Consider the following 16,283-nt stretch of genomic DNA (forward strand, 5'->3'; position numbering starts at 1 on the left):
TTCAAACGTGCTTTGATTTTTTGCTTCAAAGATTTAACTTGCTTAGCCATGGTATTACTCCTTAGTAAGGCTATTCGTTACCATTGTGTTGTTTCACAAAACTACGAATAAATTTTCTTAATTCACGAGCAGCACTAGTATCAAGTTCTTCACATAAACGAATAAATTCATCACGTTCAGTACTATTAATACGAATTAAAAGTTGTCCATCTTTCTTGCCTGTCTTTATTTTTTTGATTTGCTCGTTCATTGCTGATCTCTCCAAAATAAAGACTGCTTTGCAAAAGATGTATATACAATATATATACTTTTTAAAATAAAGCAAACTTACATCGTTAAAAAATGTAATAAATTCATATTCTTTTTTTTACCAAAACTTTATAAAAAGCTGGCAAAGTCAAGACAGGCAAGGCTTTTCGCTTAAAGCTGCAAGCAAAAAAAATAGGCAAATTATTTTTAAAAATTATGCTTTAAACACCATGATGGCATACAAATACGCAGTATTGCCGCGTAAATATAAAGTTTGGGCTGCGTTTGAAGCATCACCCAAACATATGGAGAAGACCCGTTAAGGACGAAATTCTTTTAATTCACGCTGAATAAAATGATGAATCATATCGTGATATAAACGCTCGACCATGTCTGGATCGACTGCATGTTGCACAGCCAAAGCACGGACTTTTTCAATCACTTCTTTCACGCGCTGTGGCGACTGTACATCTTCCAAAGTCTGTTTATGGCGCATGGCCTGATCGACATAAAACTGACGCGATGCAATCAATTCAATTAAAGCCACATCAATTTGGTCTATTTTTTCACGTGCTTGTTGTAATGATTTTACTTTTTCATTGTTCATGGGCTTGGGCTACACTTTCAGTTTCGGTTTCACTCTTATACTTTTCTTCTAACACATTACTGAAAATACTTTCAATCATCCACACCCGATATAAGCTATTAAACACGTAGCTTTGCCCATCTATACGCAATTCCAACACAGGAAAATCGGGCTGAGATTTCATTTCACACAGCATATCATTTTCTTTGAGCAACTCAGTCACATCCGCTGTGGTCAGTTGATCTAACTCGAGTTCACGCTGCATACGCTCAAAATGCGCTTTAAAGGATAAATCCTGTCCCCTCGTCCACACTGCCTGCAAAATGCGATACATGGCATCGACACGCTGTTCTTCAGGCACACTGTAATACAGTTGTGCCATTTGATAAGTCGCCTGTTCGGTCGGTCGGCAAAACGGCGTAAACGCAACATCGGTACGTTTAGATAAACGTGTTGCCAAACTCCAGTCAAAATAGTCACGCCCATGATAGGATAAGGGATACACATTCAAATGAATATTGTAATAGGCGGCCAATTCTTCTTTGATATACGCCAATAACAACCAAGAAATCGGGTCTTCCAGTGCGATGTATAAGTCCAATTCAGGGTCAAGCGCCTGAATTTCATTGAGTTCTTCGGCATCACTAATTAAATGTTCACACCATTCAATATGATTGATCAAGAAAATAGGATTATCGGTCAGTAATTTTTGTTGTTTTAAACGGCGGGTCAGACGCAATAAATCATCGACTGCATGATATTTACGTCCACCAAACTCAAAATAACTGGCCAATACAGGTGCATCATTAAAAACCCGTTCAGGAAAATCCTGAATTTGATGATGACGGCTGGCCATGGCATATAAGGTGCGTAATTTACCCGACTGCTTTTGCCATAGCATGTGGAACACATCTTCGAGTAAATACAAGAAATCCTGACCACGTAACGGCGTATGCCGCAAAATGGTTTCTGCCTGCATTAAAGCTTCTGCAGTCGGTGGTTCAGGGGTATCATGAAAACTAAAACGGTGTTGTTTGGCAAGAATTTTTGCATCTTGAATACAGTAATTTTGCCATTCTGCAGCCGACATTTGGTTCGGTGCATCGCCACTTTGCCGCGAAATCACTACGGTTAAAGGTTTTAACTCATCGGCCAGAATATCTTCTAATTGCGGTAACTGCTGTACCGCCAAATAGCTATATACATCATCTAGACGTAAATACACACTCAGTCCGTGTTCCGTGGACAACACCGATTGCCGAGATGGTTTTTGATAAAACCAACTCGATCGGATCGGATCGAACCAACGGCGTAACAGTGACATGAGATCAGCCTCTAAAAGAAAATCCTTGTGGTTTAGGGACAAGCCACATGCAAATCATGTGCGCTCGTCTTTCAATAGTACACAAGGATTTATATCAATTCATATAAAAATGAGCAATTAGACCTCTAAATTCAGATCAGTCACTGCACCTTTTTCTGCACCCGATGCCAATTTAGCAAATTTCGCCAATGCACCGTGGGTATAGTTTGGCTTTGGTTTGACCCATGCCGCTTTACGTGCTGCCATTTCCTCTTCTGACACATGCCAAGTCATTTCGCGGGTTTCAGCATTAATCGAAATTTTATCACCATTTTTCACCAGACCAATTGGCCCGCCTTCATATGCTTCTGGGGTCACATGCCCAATCACAAAACCATGACTACCGCCCGAAAAACGTCCATCGGTAATTAACGCTACTGAGTTACCCAAGCCCTTGCCAATAATTGCAGAAGTTGGTTTCAGCATTTCTGGCATACCTGGGCCACCTTTAGGGCCTTCACCGCGAATCACCACCACTTCACCTTCTTGCACTTCACCATCTAAAATGCCGCGCATCGCACCAATTTCACCTTCAAAGACGCGTGCAGGCCCTTCAAAATACAAGCCTTCTTTGCCTGTAATTTTTGCCACTGCACCCGTAGGCGATAAATTGCCTTTTAACACCACCAAGTGTGAATCTTTTTTGATTGGCGCATCAAACGGTAAAATAATTTGCTGACCTTCAGGATAATCGGCAACATCGGCCAAGTTTTCTGCCAAAGTTTTACCTGTAACCGTTAAACAAGAACCATCGAGCATGCCTGCATCTAGCATGCGCTTCATCAACGGCTGAATTCCGCCAATGGCAATCAGCTCCGACATTAAATACTTGCCCGATGGACGTACATCGGCCACCACTGGGGTTTCCTGACCAATACGCACGAAATCATCGAGTGTGAGTTCAACCCCTGCAGAATGCGCCATGGCAATTAAATGCAACACACCATTGGTCGACCCACCCAAAGCAATCAATACTTTAATGGCATTTTCAAAGGCAGATTTGGTCATAATGTCACGTGGTTTAATATCCAGACGTAACAGATTCATGACTGCTTCGCCTGCACGTTGGCAATCATCCATTTTGTCTTGAGAAACCGCTTCTTGTGCCGAAGACCCTGGTAAACTCATGCCCAATGCTTCAATGGCCGATGCCATAGAGTTCGCGGTGTACATGCCACCACACGAACCTGCACCCGGCAAAGCCACTTCTTCAATCTGTTTGACCTGAATTTCGTTAATTTCCCCTTTGGCATGCTGACCCACGGCTTCAAACACCGAAATAATATCGGTATGTCCTGCACCCGGTTTAATGGTGCCGCCATAAACAAACAAGCCCGGACGATTTAAACGCGCCAGTCCCATAATGCAACCCGGCATGTTTTTATCACAGCCACCAATGGCAATCACACCATCATAGGCCTGACAACCCACCACGGCTTCAATTGAGTCGGCAATGATTTCACGTGAAACCAGTGAATATTTCATGCCTTCGGTGCCGTTTGAAATACCGTCTGAAATGGTGATGGTATTGAAAATAATGCCTTTACCACCCGCTTGATTCACGCCTGTTTCCGCTTCACGCGCCAAGCCATCAATATGCATATTACATGGTGTGACATTGGCCCAAGTCGATGCAATGCCAATAAATGGACGAGTAAAATCTTCATCCTTAAAACCCACCGCACGCATCATGGAGCGTGCAGGTGCATTTTCAATGCCTTCATAGACTTCGGCTGAATGTTCGCGGATATTCTGTTTACTCATGGCTGATTCCTTAGCAAGATGGGTGAAATGACGTGCTCATCATGACGATTTATTTTATTTTTCATTGTATCGAAAGCGGGCAGGATGTAAACGAAAATGCCTGTCTAATTTCATTGCTCAAATTTGCTGCGATACTGACATTGCTCATTGGCAGGCTCATAAAAAAGCACCCCAATTTTGGAGTGCTTTTTTGTGGCAGCTTAAATTGCTAAGTACTGCTTAGATTTCACGTACCGCACCTTTTGCCGCACTGGTGGTGTGCATAGCATAGGCTTTCAACGCTTTAGAAATTTTACGTGGACGTTCTTCTGCAGGATGCCAGCCTTTAGCTTCTTGCGCTTCACGACGTGCCGCCATGGTTGCGTCATCTACCGCCAAGTGAATGCTGCGGTTTGGAATATCAATTTCGATACGGTCACCATCTTCAACCAAACCAATCGCACCACCTTCAGCCGCTTCTGGAGAAACGTGACCAATTGAAAGACCTGAAGAGCCGCCCGAGAAACGACCATCGGTCAGTAAGGCACATTCTTTGCCTAAACCTTTCGATTTCAAATAGCTGGTTGGATAGAGCATTTCTTGCATACCTGGGCCACCACGTGGGCCTTCGTAGCGAATCACCACCACATCACCCGCTGTAATTTTACCACCCAAAATCGCGTCTACTGCAGCATCCTGACTTTCAAAAACACGTGCTGTGCCGTTGAATTTCAAAATAGAATCATCTACCCCTGCAGTTTTGACAATACAACCATCCAAAGCGATGTTGCCGTAAAGTACCGCCAAACCACCATCTTTAGAGAAGGCGTGTTCTGCATTACGAATCACACCATTGTCACGGTCACCATCTAAACGTGAATAGTAACGGTCTTGTGAGAATGCAGTTTGGGTAGGTACGCCGCCTGGTGCAGAACGGAAGAACTGGTAAACGTCTTCATTTTCGGTACGAATAATGTCCCATTTATCTAAAGCATCTTTTAAGGTTGCTTCGTGAACCGTACCTACAGAAGTGTCCAATAAACCTGCACGATCCAGCTCACCTAAAATAGACATAATGCCGCCCGCGCGGTGTACATCTTCCATGTGAACGTCTTGTTTTGCAGGTGCAACTTTACACAAAACAGGTACTTTGCGTGATAAACGGTCAATATCATCCATGGTGAAATCCACACCTGCTTCATTGGCAGCCGCCAACAAGTGCAATACGGTGTTGGTTGAACCACCCATGGCAATATCCAATGTCATAGCATTTTCATAAGATGCTTTGGTTGCAATTGAACGTGGCAATACGCTGTAATCGTCTTGTTCATAATGGCGTTTCGCCAATTCCACAATCAACTGACCTGCTTTATCAAACAGTTTTTTACGGTTGGCGTGAGTTGCTAGAATTGAGCCGTTGCCAGGTAGAGATAAACCTAAGGCTTCTGTTAAGCAGTTCATTGAGTTGGCAGTGAACATCCCTGAGCATGAACCACAAGTTGGGCATGCTGAGCGCTCATATTCAGCGACTTCTTCATCGGTATAGTTATCATCTGCCGCCACAATCATTGCATCAATCAAGTCAATCGCGTGTTCATTGCCACGAATTTTGACTTTACCTGCTTCCATTGGGCCGCCAGATACAAACACCACTGGAATGTTTAGGCGCATGGCAGCCATCAGCATCCCTGGGGTAATTTTGTCACAGTTGGAGATACAGACCATAGCATCGGCACAGTGCGCGTTGACCATGTATTCTACCGAATCGGCAATCAAGTCACGTGATGGCAATGAATACAACATGCCGTCATGGCCCATGGCAATCCCGTCATCTACGGCAATGGTGTTAAATTCTTTGGCAACACCACCTGCCGCCTGAATTTGTTCTGCCACCATTTGACCGAGGTCTTTTAAATGCACATGGCCAGGTACAAATTGGGTAAATGAGTTGACCACCGCAATAATCGGCTTACCGAAATCTTCGTCTTTCATACCCGTTGCACGCCATAAGCCGCGTGCACCCGCCATATTTCTTCCGTGTGTCGATGTTTTTGAACGATAGTCAGGCATTATAAAGTTCCAACTTGGTTGTGCTGAAATGAATCTGAAATTCATTCTGGCGAAATAATACTGTTTGCAAGATCTGTATCACTGCAAAACAGTTTAAGAATCTTTGTATTTTACTACAGCTTGAGGTAGTAAGGCTGCTGCTTTACCGACTTTATGATGGATAAAAAGTGACGAAAACCCACAGCACCTTGTTGATCATACTGAAATGAACTACTCAGTGCTAAAGCAACCGAGTTTCCGTGATGCAGCCTAAGCTGCACACTTCTCTTTTGACGCTTCATCGGTACAGCGAGAAAAAGCTTTAACACTCTTTTTCGTCTTACGAACACCTCCACGCCCACTAGATGACAAGTGATTGTCATCCAACAGTGTTCCACTGTCTAAGATTAATTTTACTGCCCTCTGTTTAATCACCATTGCTGCATTATGATCTGCATTGTCAATGTGTCCACAATTCACGCATTTGAACCTGTCTTGGCTCTTGCGATTGTCGGGGTGAGTGTGACCGCATGAAGCGCACTCTTGACTGGTGTAAGCAGCAGGGATACTAAAAACTGCTTTTCCTAATCGTTCCGCTTTGTATTTCAGGAACGATGCGATCTGGTACCAACCTACATTGAGGATCGCCTTGTTTAAGCCAGCTTTCGCTTTGGCTTTATTTGGAATGAAACGACCTAACTCATCTTTTTTCGGTGCAGGCTTCTTAGTCATCTGCTTGGTATTTAATTTCTCAAATACAAAAACTTTACCAAATCCATTAACCAATGCATGGCTAGTTTTGTGGGCAAAATCCTTGCGGATATTAGCTTTCTTTGCATGATGCACCGCAATACGATGTTTGGTTCTTGCTCTGCGGTTAGAGTCTTTTTGTTGTTGTGATAGTTTCCGTTGCAGGCGTTTGATATAGCGATCCGCTTTAGATAGGTGATTCTTCTGCTCTTTGGAGAAATCAAATTCTCTATGCTCTGCATGAACAGGGATAACCACGCCACGATCAATACCAACCACAATGTCTTGTAGCTGTTCTGCTGTCATACCACGTAGATATTCTAGATGTTCTTCGGGCTTGATTACTTGAATATCCTGATCATCTTCATAGCAAAATGACACAAAGTATTGACCACGTTCTTTACGGATGTAGAGGGATTTAGGCTCGTTAAAATCAGCATGAATCCCAAACTTTAAAATTCCGATGTTATTGGTTTTCGTACCAATAAATAGATGCAGTTTGCCAAACTGGTCAGGCTCGAATCTGAACAATTCACGGGTGAGGTAAATTGAGCCTTTATCTGTTTTCTTTTTACGCTTCGGACGACCACAAATGCCACTTTTAAACCTATCAAGAGTATCTTTCCAATTGCTTGCTGAATTTCTCAGGATTTGGCTAGGGCATTGTTTTAGCCATGCGCTGAGTTCTTCTGATTTAAAGTGTGAGTATTTTTGATCTTGCGTTTCATAATATTGATTGTAAGGAGTGAACTTACGTGCAAAGCCACGGAAGTATTTATCTTCATCGCACTTAGCATTCCAAATAAAACGAGCGCAACCCATCCACTGACTAAGGATCAGCTTTTGATGATTGGTTGGATACGCTCTTAATTGGATGCCTGTTAGCAATGAAAATGCTCCTAAAAATACAATTTAATTATAACATAAAAAAGTGAATCTATAATACAAACTAATGATATTTAACGACAATTTTAACTTACTATAGTCATATTAAGAAAAGAGCTGGCTCACCCTTAAAAGGGCGAGAATGCACTCTAGAATTTATTGTTCAATACAAAACTTTCATGAATAATTTTTAAATTTTGCATTATTAGGGTCTGTTGACATTTCATAAATGGCTTGCGCTGTAGGCTAAAACTGAGCAGATTAGGCATGAAACGCAGGGAATAGCGAGACTATTGCCAAGTTTCGTAACGCAATCTGAGAAAGTTTTAGCCACATGAGCAAGAACAAAGCGCTGCTTTGTTTGCTGCGCAAGGGGACAAGGTGGATTTGTTACAACCCGTTCCGACCTTTGAGCCGCAATTTGTTATAATTGGCGCGTCATCTAAAAATATGGGTTGATTTCCATTGAAAATCGTTTTTGCAGGTACGCCTGAATTTGCTGCAAGCGCTTTGGCAGCACTCCTGAACACCGAACATGAGATTGTCGCGGTTTACACTCAGCCTGATCGTAAAGCAGGACGCGGACAAAAACTCACAGCATCTGCGGTGAAGCAATTGGCACTACAACACGATCTTCCTGTCTATCAACCTTTGCATTTTAAATCATCTACTGAAGAAGGTCTGGCGGCCCAACAAGAATTGGCTGCATTGAATGCCGATGTGATGGTGGTTGCGGCCTATGGTTTAATCTTGCCACAAGTGATTTTAGATACGCCTAAATATGGCTGCTTGAATATTCACGGTTCTTTATTACCACGTTGGCGCGGTGCAGCGCCGATTCAGCGTGCCATTGCCACAGGTGATACCGAAACAGGCATCACCATTATGAAAATGGCAGCAGGTTTAGATACGGGCGATATGTTGTATAAAACCTTGTGCCCAATTACTGCAGCAGACACTTCTGCCACTTTACATGACAAACTGGCGCAGCAAGGTGCCGAAGCAATTGTTGAAGTATTGGCTTCAGAACAAAAATTACAAGACTATTTCGCTAGGCGTGAAGTGCAAGATGAAGCCTTAACGGTCTATGCACACAAACTGACCAAAGCCGAAGCGCAAATTAACTGGTCACAAACTGCAGCCGAAATTGACCGTAATATTCGTGCCTTTAACCCGTGGCCTGTGGCATTTATTCCTTTAGATGACACTCAAAACTTACGCGTGTGGGGTTCAGCATTATCAGATGAATCTGCACAGGGCAAAGCTGCAGGCACAATTTTAAAATTGGACAAACAAGGCGTACACGTCGCTTGTGGCGATCAACAAGCAGTGTGCTTAAGCTCGTTGCAATGGCCTGGTGCTAAACCGCTGAATCCTGTGCAAATCATTCAAACTCAAAAACTTCAAACAGGACAAGTTCTCGCATGAGCCATACTGAATCAGGCAATTCACATTTGAACTTGCGTGCCCAAGTCATCCGTACGCTATTGGCTGTACAACAAGGGCAATCATTGGCGAGCATTTTACCTGTACATTTAAGCAAAGTCGCGGAACGTGACCGTGCCTTGTTTCATGAGCTGGTTTTGGGCACCTTGCGTCAATGGTATGCCCTAAAAAGCATTACCTTACCGTTGTTGGTGAAACCACTCAACAACGAAACTGTTGAAACCTGTTTATATGTTGGCTTATATCAAGTGCTTTGTACCCGTGTAGCCAGTCATGCCGCAATTTCCGAAACCGTAACTGCAGCCAAACAATTGGGCTATCAGGCACTCAGCGGTGTGGTGAATGCGATTCTGCGTCGTGTTTCACGTGAAACATCCGAATTTCAAACGGCTTTGGCGCAAGCGCATGGTTTGCCAAGTTGGTTGTATAAACGCCTGAAAAAAGATTGGCCTGAGCAATTAGAACAACTGACGCAAACTTTAAAGCAAACTGCGCCGCTAACCTTAAGAGTCAATACACGCCAAATCAGCCGTGATGACTATTTAGAAATTTTGCAGGAACAAGAGATTGCTGCAGAAGCTTGCACCGTGTCTGCAGTTGGTATTGTGATGCTGCAAAATGTGCACATTCCAGACTTGCCTGGTTTTGATGAAGGCGTATTTTCCGTACAGGACGAACATGCCCAACTGTGTGCGATGCTCTTGCCAAATTTAGATGGCAAAGTCGTGGTCGATGCCTGCGCAGCCCCTGGTGGTAAAACAGCACATCTGCTCGAAAAATTTCAGCCTAAAAAATTGATTGCCTTGGATCAGGATGCCCAACGTCTGTTACGTGTCAGCGAAAACCTAGAACGTCTGCAACTGAATCAAGAAGCGCAAGTCGAAATTTTGGCTGCCGATGCAACCACATGGAACGCTAGTGAAGCAGTGGACTGTATTGTATTGGATGCACCATGCTCTGCAATTGGGGTCTTGCGTCGTCATCCAGATATTCGTTTGCTGCGTCAATCTGGCGATATTCAGCAAACGGTAGCATTACAGCAACAGATTTTGCAGCAGATGTGGCAGCAACTCAAAGTTGGCGGCACCTTGCTTTACATTACCTGCTCGGTTTTAAAAGCCGAAAATGAACAGCAAATGCAGCAATTCTTTGCCGAACATCTTAATGCCAAAGAAGTCAAAATTGATGCAGATTGGGGCATTCCACAACTGTACGGACGCCAATTATTGCCACAAGAAGGACGCGGTGATGGTTTTTATTATTGTCGTATTGAAAAAACCGCCTAAGCTGTTTTTGTTTTAACGATTCTTCTCATTGAATAGCCGTTCCAATAAAATAACCCTTGAATCAATCAAGGGTTATTTAAACGGTGCAATCTCTTAAAGCTTCGCACTTGTTCAGCAAAACACTTAGTCTTCAAGTTCATCTGGGTTTTTGATCAGGTGAATCATCGCAAAAACCAAACCACCCCAAAGTACCACTGTTGAAATAATCAACATCACCAATGCAGATGTATTCATGTTATTTCTCCGCTGCGTCTTGATCTTTTAAGCGGCTAAGCAATACCGCACCAATAATAAAGAGCGCCACGGTACCACCACCCACGGTAAGTAAAATGTGTAATGGATAACCACCATAGCCTTCTGCAAAAATAGATTTTAGGGTTAAACCTAAAGCCACGAGCAATGAAAGTGGTGTCACGATGGTTAATAGGAAATTCCAGCCCCAACCCAATTTAATACTTGAGTATTGGTTAACGTGTTGCTGCAATTCTTTGAGCAATGGACGTCGGAACCAAGTCACCAAAATAATCGACAATAAACCACCACCGACAATACCAATGTTGTTGGCAAAGTAGTCAATGATGTCGACAAAAGTAATCGCACTGTGGGTAGAGAATAAAATGGTTGAAACTATAGCTGAACCACCCGCAATGATGGTTACTGCACGCTTACGCGACCAACCCAGTTTGTCTTGGAACGCAGCAATCGGCACTTGCAGAATACTCACCATTGAGGTCACTCCTGCAACCGTCAATGAAGCGAAGAATAAGAAGCCAAATAAATCGCCACCTGCACCCAAGCTAGAAATGATTTTTGGGAATGCAATAAAGGCTAAACCAATACCACCCGAAACCACTTCATCTACCGATGAACCTGCGCTGTACGCCATAAAACCAAGCGCAGCAAAAATACCAATACCCGCTAAAATTTCAAAAGATGAGTTTGCGAGTGCAACCACCAAGCCTGAACCAGTCAAGTTAGTTTTACGTTTTAGGTATGATGAGTAGGTCAACATAATCCCGAACCCGACTGAAAGCGAGAAGAAGATATGACCAAAGGCAGCTAACCATACTTTATAGTTCGTCATCGCTTCCCAGTTAGGCGTAAAGAAGGCATTTAAGCCATCGACTGCACCAGGCAAACGTAAAGCTTGAACCACGAGAATAGAGAATAAAATCAGCAAAAGTGGTATAAAAATTTTATTTGACAGCTCAACCCCTTTTTTCACACCACCATATAAAATGAACATCACTACCGCCCACACGATGACTAAGCCAATAAATAAGGTGGGTACAAAACCCAAGGCTAAACCTTCACCATTTTGTAAGTAGCTTGTGAAAAAGAATTTTTCAGTGTCTGTTCCCCATTGCTGACCAATGGAATAGAACATATAACTGCCTGCCCAAGACAATACGCTGGCATAGTAAATACCAATCAGCAAAGTCACCATCACCTGCCACCAACCCAATGCTTCACTGTTCATGAGCTTTTTATAAGCGGTTGGTGGTGCTTTACGGTATTTATGCCCAACTGCATAGTCCAAAAACAGCAATGGCAAACCTGCGGCAAAGATCGCAATTAAATAAGGGATTAAAAATGCGCCGCCGCCATTTTCATAGGCAACATAAGGGAAACGCCAAATATTACCCAACCCGACCGCAGAACCAATAGCTGCGATAATAAAGCCTGATCGTGCGGACCAACTCTCACGAGAATCTGTCATAGAACACCTAAACTTCAGGTTATTTTTTGTTGCTTGTTTTTTAATTCTGACCTTTTATATAAATAATTTGCTTTTTCATTAGCTTAAATTTACTTTATATAACGGTAATTTAGCGCACTCAAAAAATATCCTGCAAAAAAATGAAAATCTGGGTGTTTGCTTTAGAGTCACACCTTTTGAGCATCAAATTCTAAAGGTCAAACAGCGAAATATTCGGAAAATCTTGCTTAAAGTCTTTGCCCAATATTGCGCTTTTGTATGGCTTAACAATACTCATTTTTGAAAAATTTTTCTGTAAATTCTGCTCGGAAAGATGTTTTTTGTATGCATTTTTTAATCAAGCGTTCAAATTCCACTCCATTTTGACTTGATTTTTTGGTTATAAGTCATATAACTATTTGGAATACAATTTTGATGCTATTTGAGTTATTTTACTTTTCATCTATTTTACACTAACGCTGTAGCTTATAATTCACTGAACTACAGCGCTGTAGTGAATCATCCCAAAATTCAGAGTTAACTCATTTTCTGTCTCTGATGATGACGATACATGATCAGATCAAATACTTAACGCTTAATCACCAACAAACGCTCTTCCTGCATATCCCGAATGGCAGATTGAATCCCCTCACGCCCTAAACCCGAATCTTTCACACCACCATAAGGCATATTATCCACGCGGAAAGATGGGATATCATTAATAATTACCCCACCGACCTGTAACTGATCCCATGCGTAAAGCATTTTTTCCAAGCTTTGTGTATAAATACCCGCCTGTAAACCAAAACGACTTTGGTTAATACGTGCAATCCCTTGCTCAAAAGATGAATATTTTTCCAAAATGGCAACAGGGCCAAAAACTTCATCTTTATAAACCTCCAAGTTTGGATCGACCTGTTCCAATAAAGTCGGCTCAAACATCACACCTTTCAGCTCGCCACCTACCAATATTTTTGTGCCTTTTTTCACCGCTTTATCAATCCACTTTTTCAAGCGCTGTGCTTCAGCTTCCTTAATCATTGGCCCGACCAAAGTGCTGTCCAAATTAGGATCTGCTGCTTTAATTTGCTTGAGCTGACTCACAAGTTTCTTTTTCAGTTCAGCATATACGTCGGCATGCACAAAAATACGTTGCACACTAATACACACCTGCCCTGCATGATTATACGCCCCACCAATTAAGCGATGAATCAATGCATCATTCAGTTCAGTATCGGGTTCAATCATCACCGCTGCATTGCCGCCCAACTCTAGCGTTACTTTTTTACGTCCTGCGCGGGCTTTCATATCCCAACCCACCACATCTGAACCAGTAAAACTGAGCAGTTTAAAGCGGTCATCGGTCACTAAAACATCTGCTTGTTCACGCTCACAAGGCAATACCGAAAACGCACCTTTAGGTAAATCTGTTTCAGCCAACACTTCTGCTATTTTTAATGCTGAAATAGGCGTGGCGCTAGCAGGTTTTAATACAAAAGGACAACCTGCAGCAATCGCGGGCGCAATTTTATGTGCGGTTAAATTCAATGGGAAATTAAAAGGACTAATTAAAGACACGGCACCAATGGGTACATGCTTAACCATCCCTTGATAATTCGCAGCAGCAGCCGTCACCGCCAACGGTAAAATACGTCCTTCATCTAGTTGCGACACCGCATCTGCCGCAATTTGAAAGGTATTGATTAAACGCTCGACTTCTGCCATCGCGGCCAGACGAGGCTTTCCACCTTCAGCAATTAAAATTTCAACCAATTCTTCGCGCATCTCTTGGAAACGCTGCACACATTGCAGCAGAATTTTTTGTTTCTGAAATGGCTGTAATTTTGCCATTTCGGCTTCTGCTTTGACGGCTGCAAGAATAGCTTTTTCAATACTTTTTGCATCGGCAAGTGCGACACGTGCATATAATTTTTGAGAATATTTATGCTGAACGGCTAACCATTGCCCTGTTTCTACTGCTTTATTGGCAAGATAGAGCGGGTAATCGACAGGTGGATGGACATTTTGCATACTGAAATCCTCTTTTTTGGCGCGAATTAGGCTATATTTTTACAAGAATTTGATTCTAGAAAATGTATGATGCGCTAAGTTAGACAATATTTCACATGATTTTTGTCACGAGAACATACAACACCACACCATTCATCCCAAATGATGATGACAAAATACTAGGGTTTATATGCTTACATTACAACGTTTTGCTTTAGCATGCAGTTTAATTGGTTGTTCAGCGGTGCATGCCGATATTATTGGGGTAAAAGCCAGCGTGGATTATTGGAAATATAGTGCAGACTGGAATCAGGCTCAGTTATCGCCAAACTTAGATGATGATTTTGCCATACCCTTCAGTTTGGCAGTAGAACATCCAGTACCATTTTTACCCAATGCCAAAATTAAACATGCCAATTTGCAGACCGAAAGCGAGCAAAACGCTGCTGGTGTCAAAATCAATCAGCTAGATTTAGATTATTCAGACTTCATTTTGTATTATGAAATTTTAGATAACATTGTTGCAGCAGATGTTGGATTTGGCGCAAAAGTACTCGAAGGCGACTTAAGATCGAATTTGTTTTCAACACAAGACATCAGTGAAACGTTACCTATGCTTTATGCAGAAGCAGCAGTCAAATTACCATTTACGGGTTTAAGTGCCAAAGCCGAAGCCAACTATGCTAAAAATAGCGACAATGAAGTTCGTGATGCTCAGGCAGAAATTAAATATAACTTTATTGATGCGATTCTGGTGGATGTCGGGTTAAAAGCGGGTTATCGCATCTTAGACATTAAACTGAATCAAGATTCCAACCAAGAAACTCTATTAGAGTTTAAAGGTCCATATTTAGGCTTAGAAGCACATTTCTAAGTATTTGATATTTATATAACTTTAAAACCCTTAAATTATTTTTAAGGGTTTTTTATTCTTCTTAATATTTTCTTTCCACATAAAAAAACACCCCCAACGTTAGTTGGGGGTGTTTGAATAATGAGCTGGCGATGACTTACTCTCACATGGGTAATCCCACACTACCATCAGCGCGAAGAGGTTTCACTTCTGAGTTCGGGAAGGGATCAGGTGGTTCACTCTTGCTATGGTCGCCAGCACAACTGTTATGGACTTGTTCGGGTCTTAGTTACATTGCTTTTGCTTGATGCTTTTGCATGTAATGCCTTACTTGGTTCCAAATGAGTTATTAACAGGTTGGCTATTGGGTCTGAAGTTTATTGTTTAGCGTTCACTAAATCAAGTTTTTGTTTGATCGTTAGATCAATATGAAATCGATTGATCCTCACTTCTTTCGAAGTTCGTACAACAACTGCTTGGGTGTTGTATAGTCAAGCCTCACGAGCAATTAGTATTGGTCAGCTTCACATATCACTATGCTTCCACATCCAACCTATCAACGTCGTAGTCTTCAACGGCTCTTTAGGAGACATAAAGTCTCGGGGAAATCTTATCTTGAGGTAGGCTTCCCGCTTAGATGCTTTCAGCGGTTATCCCTTCCGAACATAGCTACCCGGCGATGCGACTGGCGTCACAACCGGTACACCAGAGGTTCGTCCACTCTGGTCCTCTCGTACTAGGAGCAGATCCTCTCAAATTTCCAACGCCCACGGTAGATAGGGACCGAACTGTCTCACGACGTTCTAAACCCAGCTCGCGTACCTCTTTAAATGGCGAACAGCCATACCCTTGGGACCTGCTTCAGCCCCAGGATGAGATGAGCCGACATCGAGGTGCCAAACACCGCCGTCGATATGAACTCTTGGGCGGTATCAGCCTGTTATCCCCAGAGTACCTTTTATCCGTTGAGCGATGGCCCTTCCATACAGAACCACCGGATCACTAAGACCTACTTTCGTACCTGCTCGACTTGTGGGTCTCGCAGTTAAGCGCGCTTTTGCCTTTATACTCTACGCGTGATTTCCGACCACGCTGAGCGCACCTTCGTACTCCTCCGTTACTCTTTAGGAGGAGACCGCCCCAGTCAAACTACCCACCAGACATGGTCCTCGTCCCGGATAACGGGACAGAGTTAGAACCTCAATATTACCAGGGTGGTATTTCAAGGACGGCTCCATCGCAACTAGCGTCGCGACTTCAAAGCCTCCCACCTATCCTACACAAGTAAGATCAAAGTTCAATGTCAAGCTGCAGTAAAGGTTCACGGGGTCTTTCCGTCTAGCCGCGGGTACACCGCATCTTCA

The 16,283-nt window shown here is 42.8% G+C and carries 12 protein-coding genes and 2 rRNA genes; 3 read left to right on the top strand and 11 right to left on the bottom strand.

The window, feature by feature from the left end; translation table 11 throughout:
• Nucleotides 1-70: 70 nt before the first annotated feature.
• The 6 genes from CF596_RS10110 to CF596_RS10135 all read right to left on the bottom strand — a co-directional run bounded on the left by CF596_RS10110 (nt 71) and on the right by CF596_RS10135 (nt 7,628).
• Nucleotides 71-250, bottom strand: coding sequence for a hypothetical protein (locus tag CF596_RS10110; RefSeq protein ID WP_004970356.1), 180 nt, complete (start codon nt 248-250; stop codon nt 71-73).
• 318 nt (nt 251-568) lie between these two features.
• A complete protein-coding gene (locus CF596_RS10115; protein WP_096902369.1) occupies nt 569-856 on the bottom strand; it encodes a chorismate mutase in 288 nt (95 codons plus the stop codon).
• Nucleotides 846-2,159, bottom strand: a complete 1,314-nt coding sequence (locus CF596_RS10120; protein WP_096902370.1) for a hypothetical protein — start codon at nt 2,157-2,159, stop codon at nt 846-848. Before CF596_RS10120 ends, CF596_RS10115 begins: the two co-directional genes overlap by 11 nt.
• A 117-nt stretch (nt 2,160-2,276) precedes the next feature.
• Nucleotides 2,277-3,962 (bottom strand): dihydroxy-acid dehydratase, encoded by a 1,686-nt coding sequence (gene ilvD, locus CF596_RS10125; RefSeq protein WP_004970362.1) that lies wholly within the window; start codon nt 3,960-3,962, stop codon nt 2,277-2,279.
• Between the two features lie 219 nt (nt 3,963-4,181).
• A complete protein-coding gene (gene ilvD, locus CF596_RS10130; protein ID WP_070154893.1) occupies nt 4,182-6,011 on the bottom strand; it encodes a dihydroxy-acid dehydratase in 1,830 nt (609 codons plus the stop codon).
• A 249-nt stretch (nt 6,012-6,260) separates the two neighbouring features.
• Complete coding sequence (locus CF596_RS10135) at nt 6,261-7,628, bottom strand: RNA-guided endonuclease TnpB family protein (RefSeq protein ID WP_096902371.1); 1,368 nt, start codon at nt 7,626-7,628, stop codon at nt 6,261-6,263.
• 462 nt (nt 7,629-8,090) lie between these two features.
• Here CF596_RS10135 and fmt point away from each other — a divergent pair, with 462 nt between their 5' ends.
• Both fmt and rsmB read left to right on the top strand, forming a co-directional pair.
• The gene (fmt, locus tag CF596_RS10140) at nt 8,091-9,053 is read left to right on the top strand and encodes a methionyl-tRNA formyltransferase (RefSeq protein ID WP_096902372.1); all 963 of its coding nucleotides are present in this window, start codon (nt 8,091-8,093) and stop codon (nt 9,051-9,053) included.
• Nucleotides 9,050-10,357, top strand: a complete 1,308-nt coding sequence (rsmB, locus tag CF596_RS10145; RefSeq protein WP_096902373.1) for a 16S rRNA (cytosine(967)-C(5))-methyltransferase RsmB — start codon at nt 9,050-9,052, stop codon at nt 10,355-10,357. The genes fmt and rsmB overlap by 4 nt, the downstream gene beginning before the upstream one ends.
• Nucleotides 10,358-10,480: 123 nt before the next feature.
• On the opposite strand, the gene CF596_RS10150 is transcribed toward rsmB, so the two are convergent.
• From CF596_RS10150 to CF596_RS10160, 3 genes are all read right to left on the bottom strand, one after another.
• Nucleotides 10,481-10,591: a methionine/alanine import family NSS transporter small subunit gene (locus CF596_RS10150; protein WP_096902374.1), complete on the bottom strand. Its 111-nt coding sequence runs from the start codon at nt 10,589-10,591 to the stop codon at nt 10,481-10,483.
• Between the two features lies 1 nt (nt 10,592).
• A complete protein-coding gene (locus tag CF596_RS10155; protein WP_096902375.1) occupies nt 10,593-12,077 on the bottom strand; it encodes a sodium-dependent transporter in 1,485 nt (494 codons plus the stop codon).
• 567 nt (nt 12,078-12,644) lie between these two features.
• A complete protein-coding gene (locus CF596_RS10160; RefSeq protein WP_096902376.1) occupies nt 12,645-14,087 on the bottom strand; it encodes an aldehyde dehydrogenase family protein in 1,443 nt (480 codons plus the stop codon).
• 169 nt (nt 14,088-14,256) lie between these two features.
• Here CF596_RS10160 and CF596_RS10165 point away from each other — a divergent pair, with 169 nt between their 5' ends.
• Nucleotides 14,257-14,940, top strand: coding sequence for a TIGR04219 family outer membrane beta-barrel protein (locus CF596_RS10165; RefSeq protein ID WP_096902377.1), 684 nt, complete (start codon nt 14,257-14,259; stop codon nt 14,938-14,940).
• Nucleotides 14,941-15,063: 123 nt separating this feature from the next.
• On the opposite strand, the gene rrf is transcribed toward CF596_RS10165, so the two are convergent.
• Together rrf and CF596_RS10175 are read right to left on the bottom strand one after the other, a co-directional pair.
• Nucleotides 15,064-15,178 (bottom strand): 5S ribosomal RNA (rrf, locus tag CF596_RS10170).
• A 228-nt stretch (nt 15,179-15,406) separates the two neighbouring features.
• Nucleotides 15,407-16,283 (bottom strand): 23S ribosomal RNA (locus tag CF596_RS10175); the annotation flags it as partial.

This window comes from Acinetobacter sp. YT-02 (genome assembly GCF_002412355.1).
Lineage (GTDB): Bacteria > Pseudomonadota > Gammaproteobacteria > Pseudomonadales > Moraxellaceae > Acinetobacter > Acinetobacter towneri.

Coding starts and splice junctions, on each gene's coding strand:
- CF596_RS10110 (WP_004970356.1), bottom strand. CDS start 250: ATGAACGAGCAAATCAAAAAAATAAAGACAGGCAAGAAAGATGGACAA.
- CF596_RS10115 (WP_096902369.1), bottom strand. CDS start 856: ATGAACAATGAAAAAGTAAAATCATTACAACAAGCACGTGAAAAAATA.
- CF596_RS10120 (WP_096902370.1), bottom strand. CDS start 2,159: ATGTCACTGTTACGCCGTTGGTTCGATCCGATCCGATCGAGTTGGTTT.
- ilvD (WP_004970362.1), bottom strand. CDS start 3,962: ATGAGTAAACAGAATATCCGCGAACATTCAGCCGAAGTCTATGAAGGC.
- ilvD (WP_070154893.1), bottom strand. CDS start 6,011: ATGCCTGACTATCGTTCAAAAACATCGACACACGGAAGAAATATGGCG.
- rsmB (WP_096902373.1), top strand. CDS start 9,050: ATGAGCCATACTGAATCAGGCAATTCACATTTGAACTTGCGTGCCCAA.
- CF596_RS10150 (WP_096902374.1), bottom strand. CDS start 10,591: ATGAATACATCTGCATTGGTGATGTTGATTATTTCAACAGTGGTACTT.
- CF596_RS10155 (WP_096902375.1), bottom strand. CDS start 12,077: ATGACAGATTCTCGTGAGAGTTGGTCCGCACGATCAGGCTTTATTATC.
- CF596_RS10160 (WP_096902376.1), bottom strand. CDS start 14,087: ATGCAAAATGTCCATCCACCTGTCGATTACCCGCTCTATCTTGCCAAT.
- CF596_RS10165 (WP_096902377.1), top strand. CDS start 14,257: ATGCTTACATTACAACGTTTTGCTTTAGCATGCAGTTTAATTGGTTGT.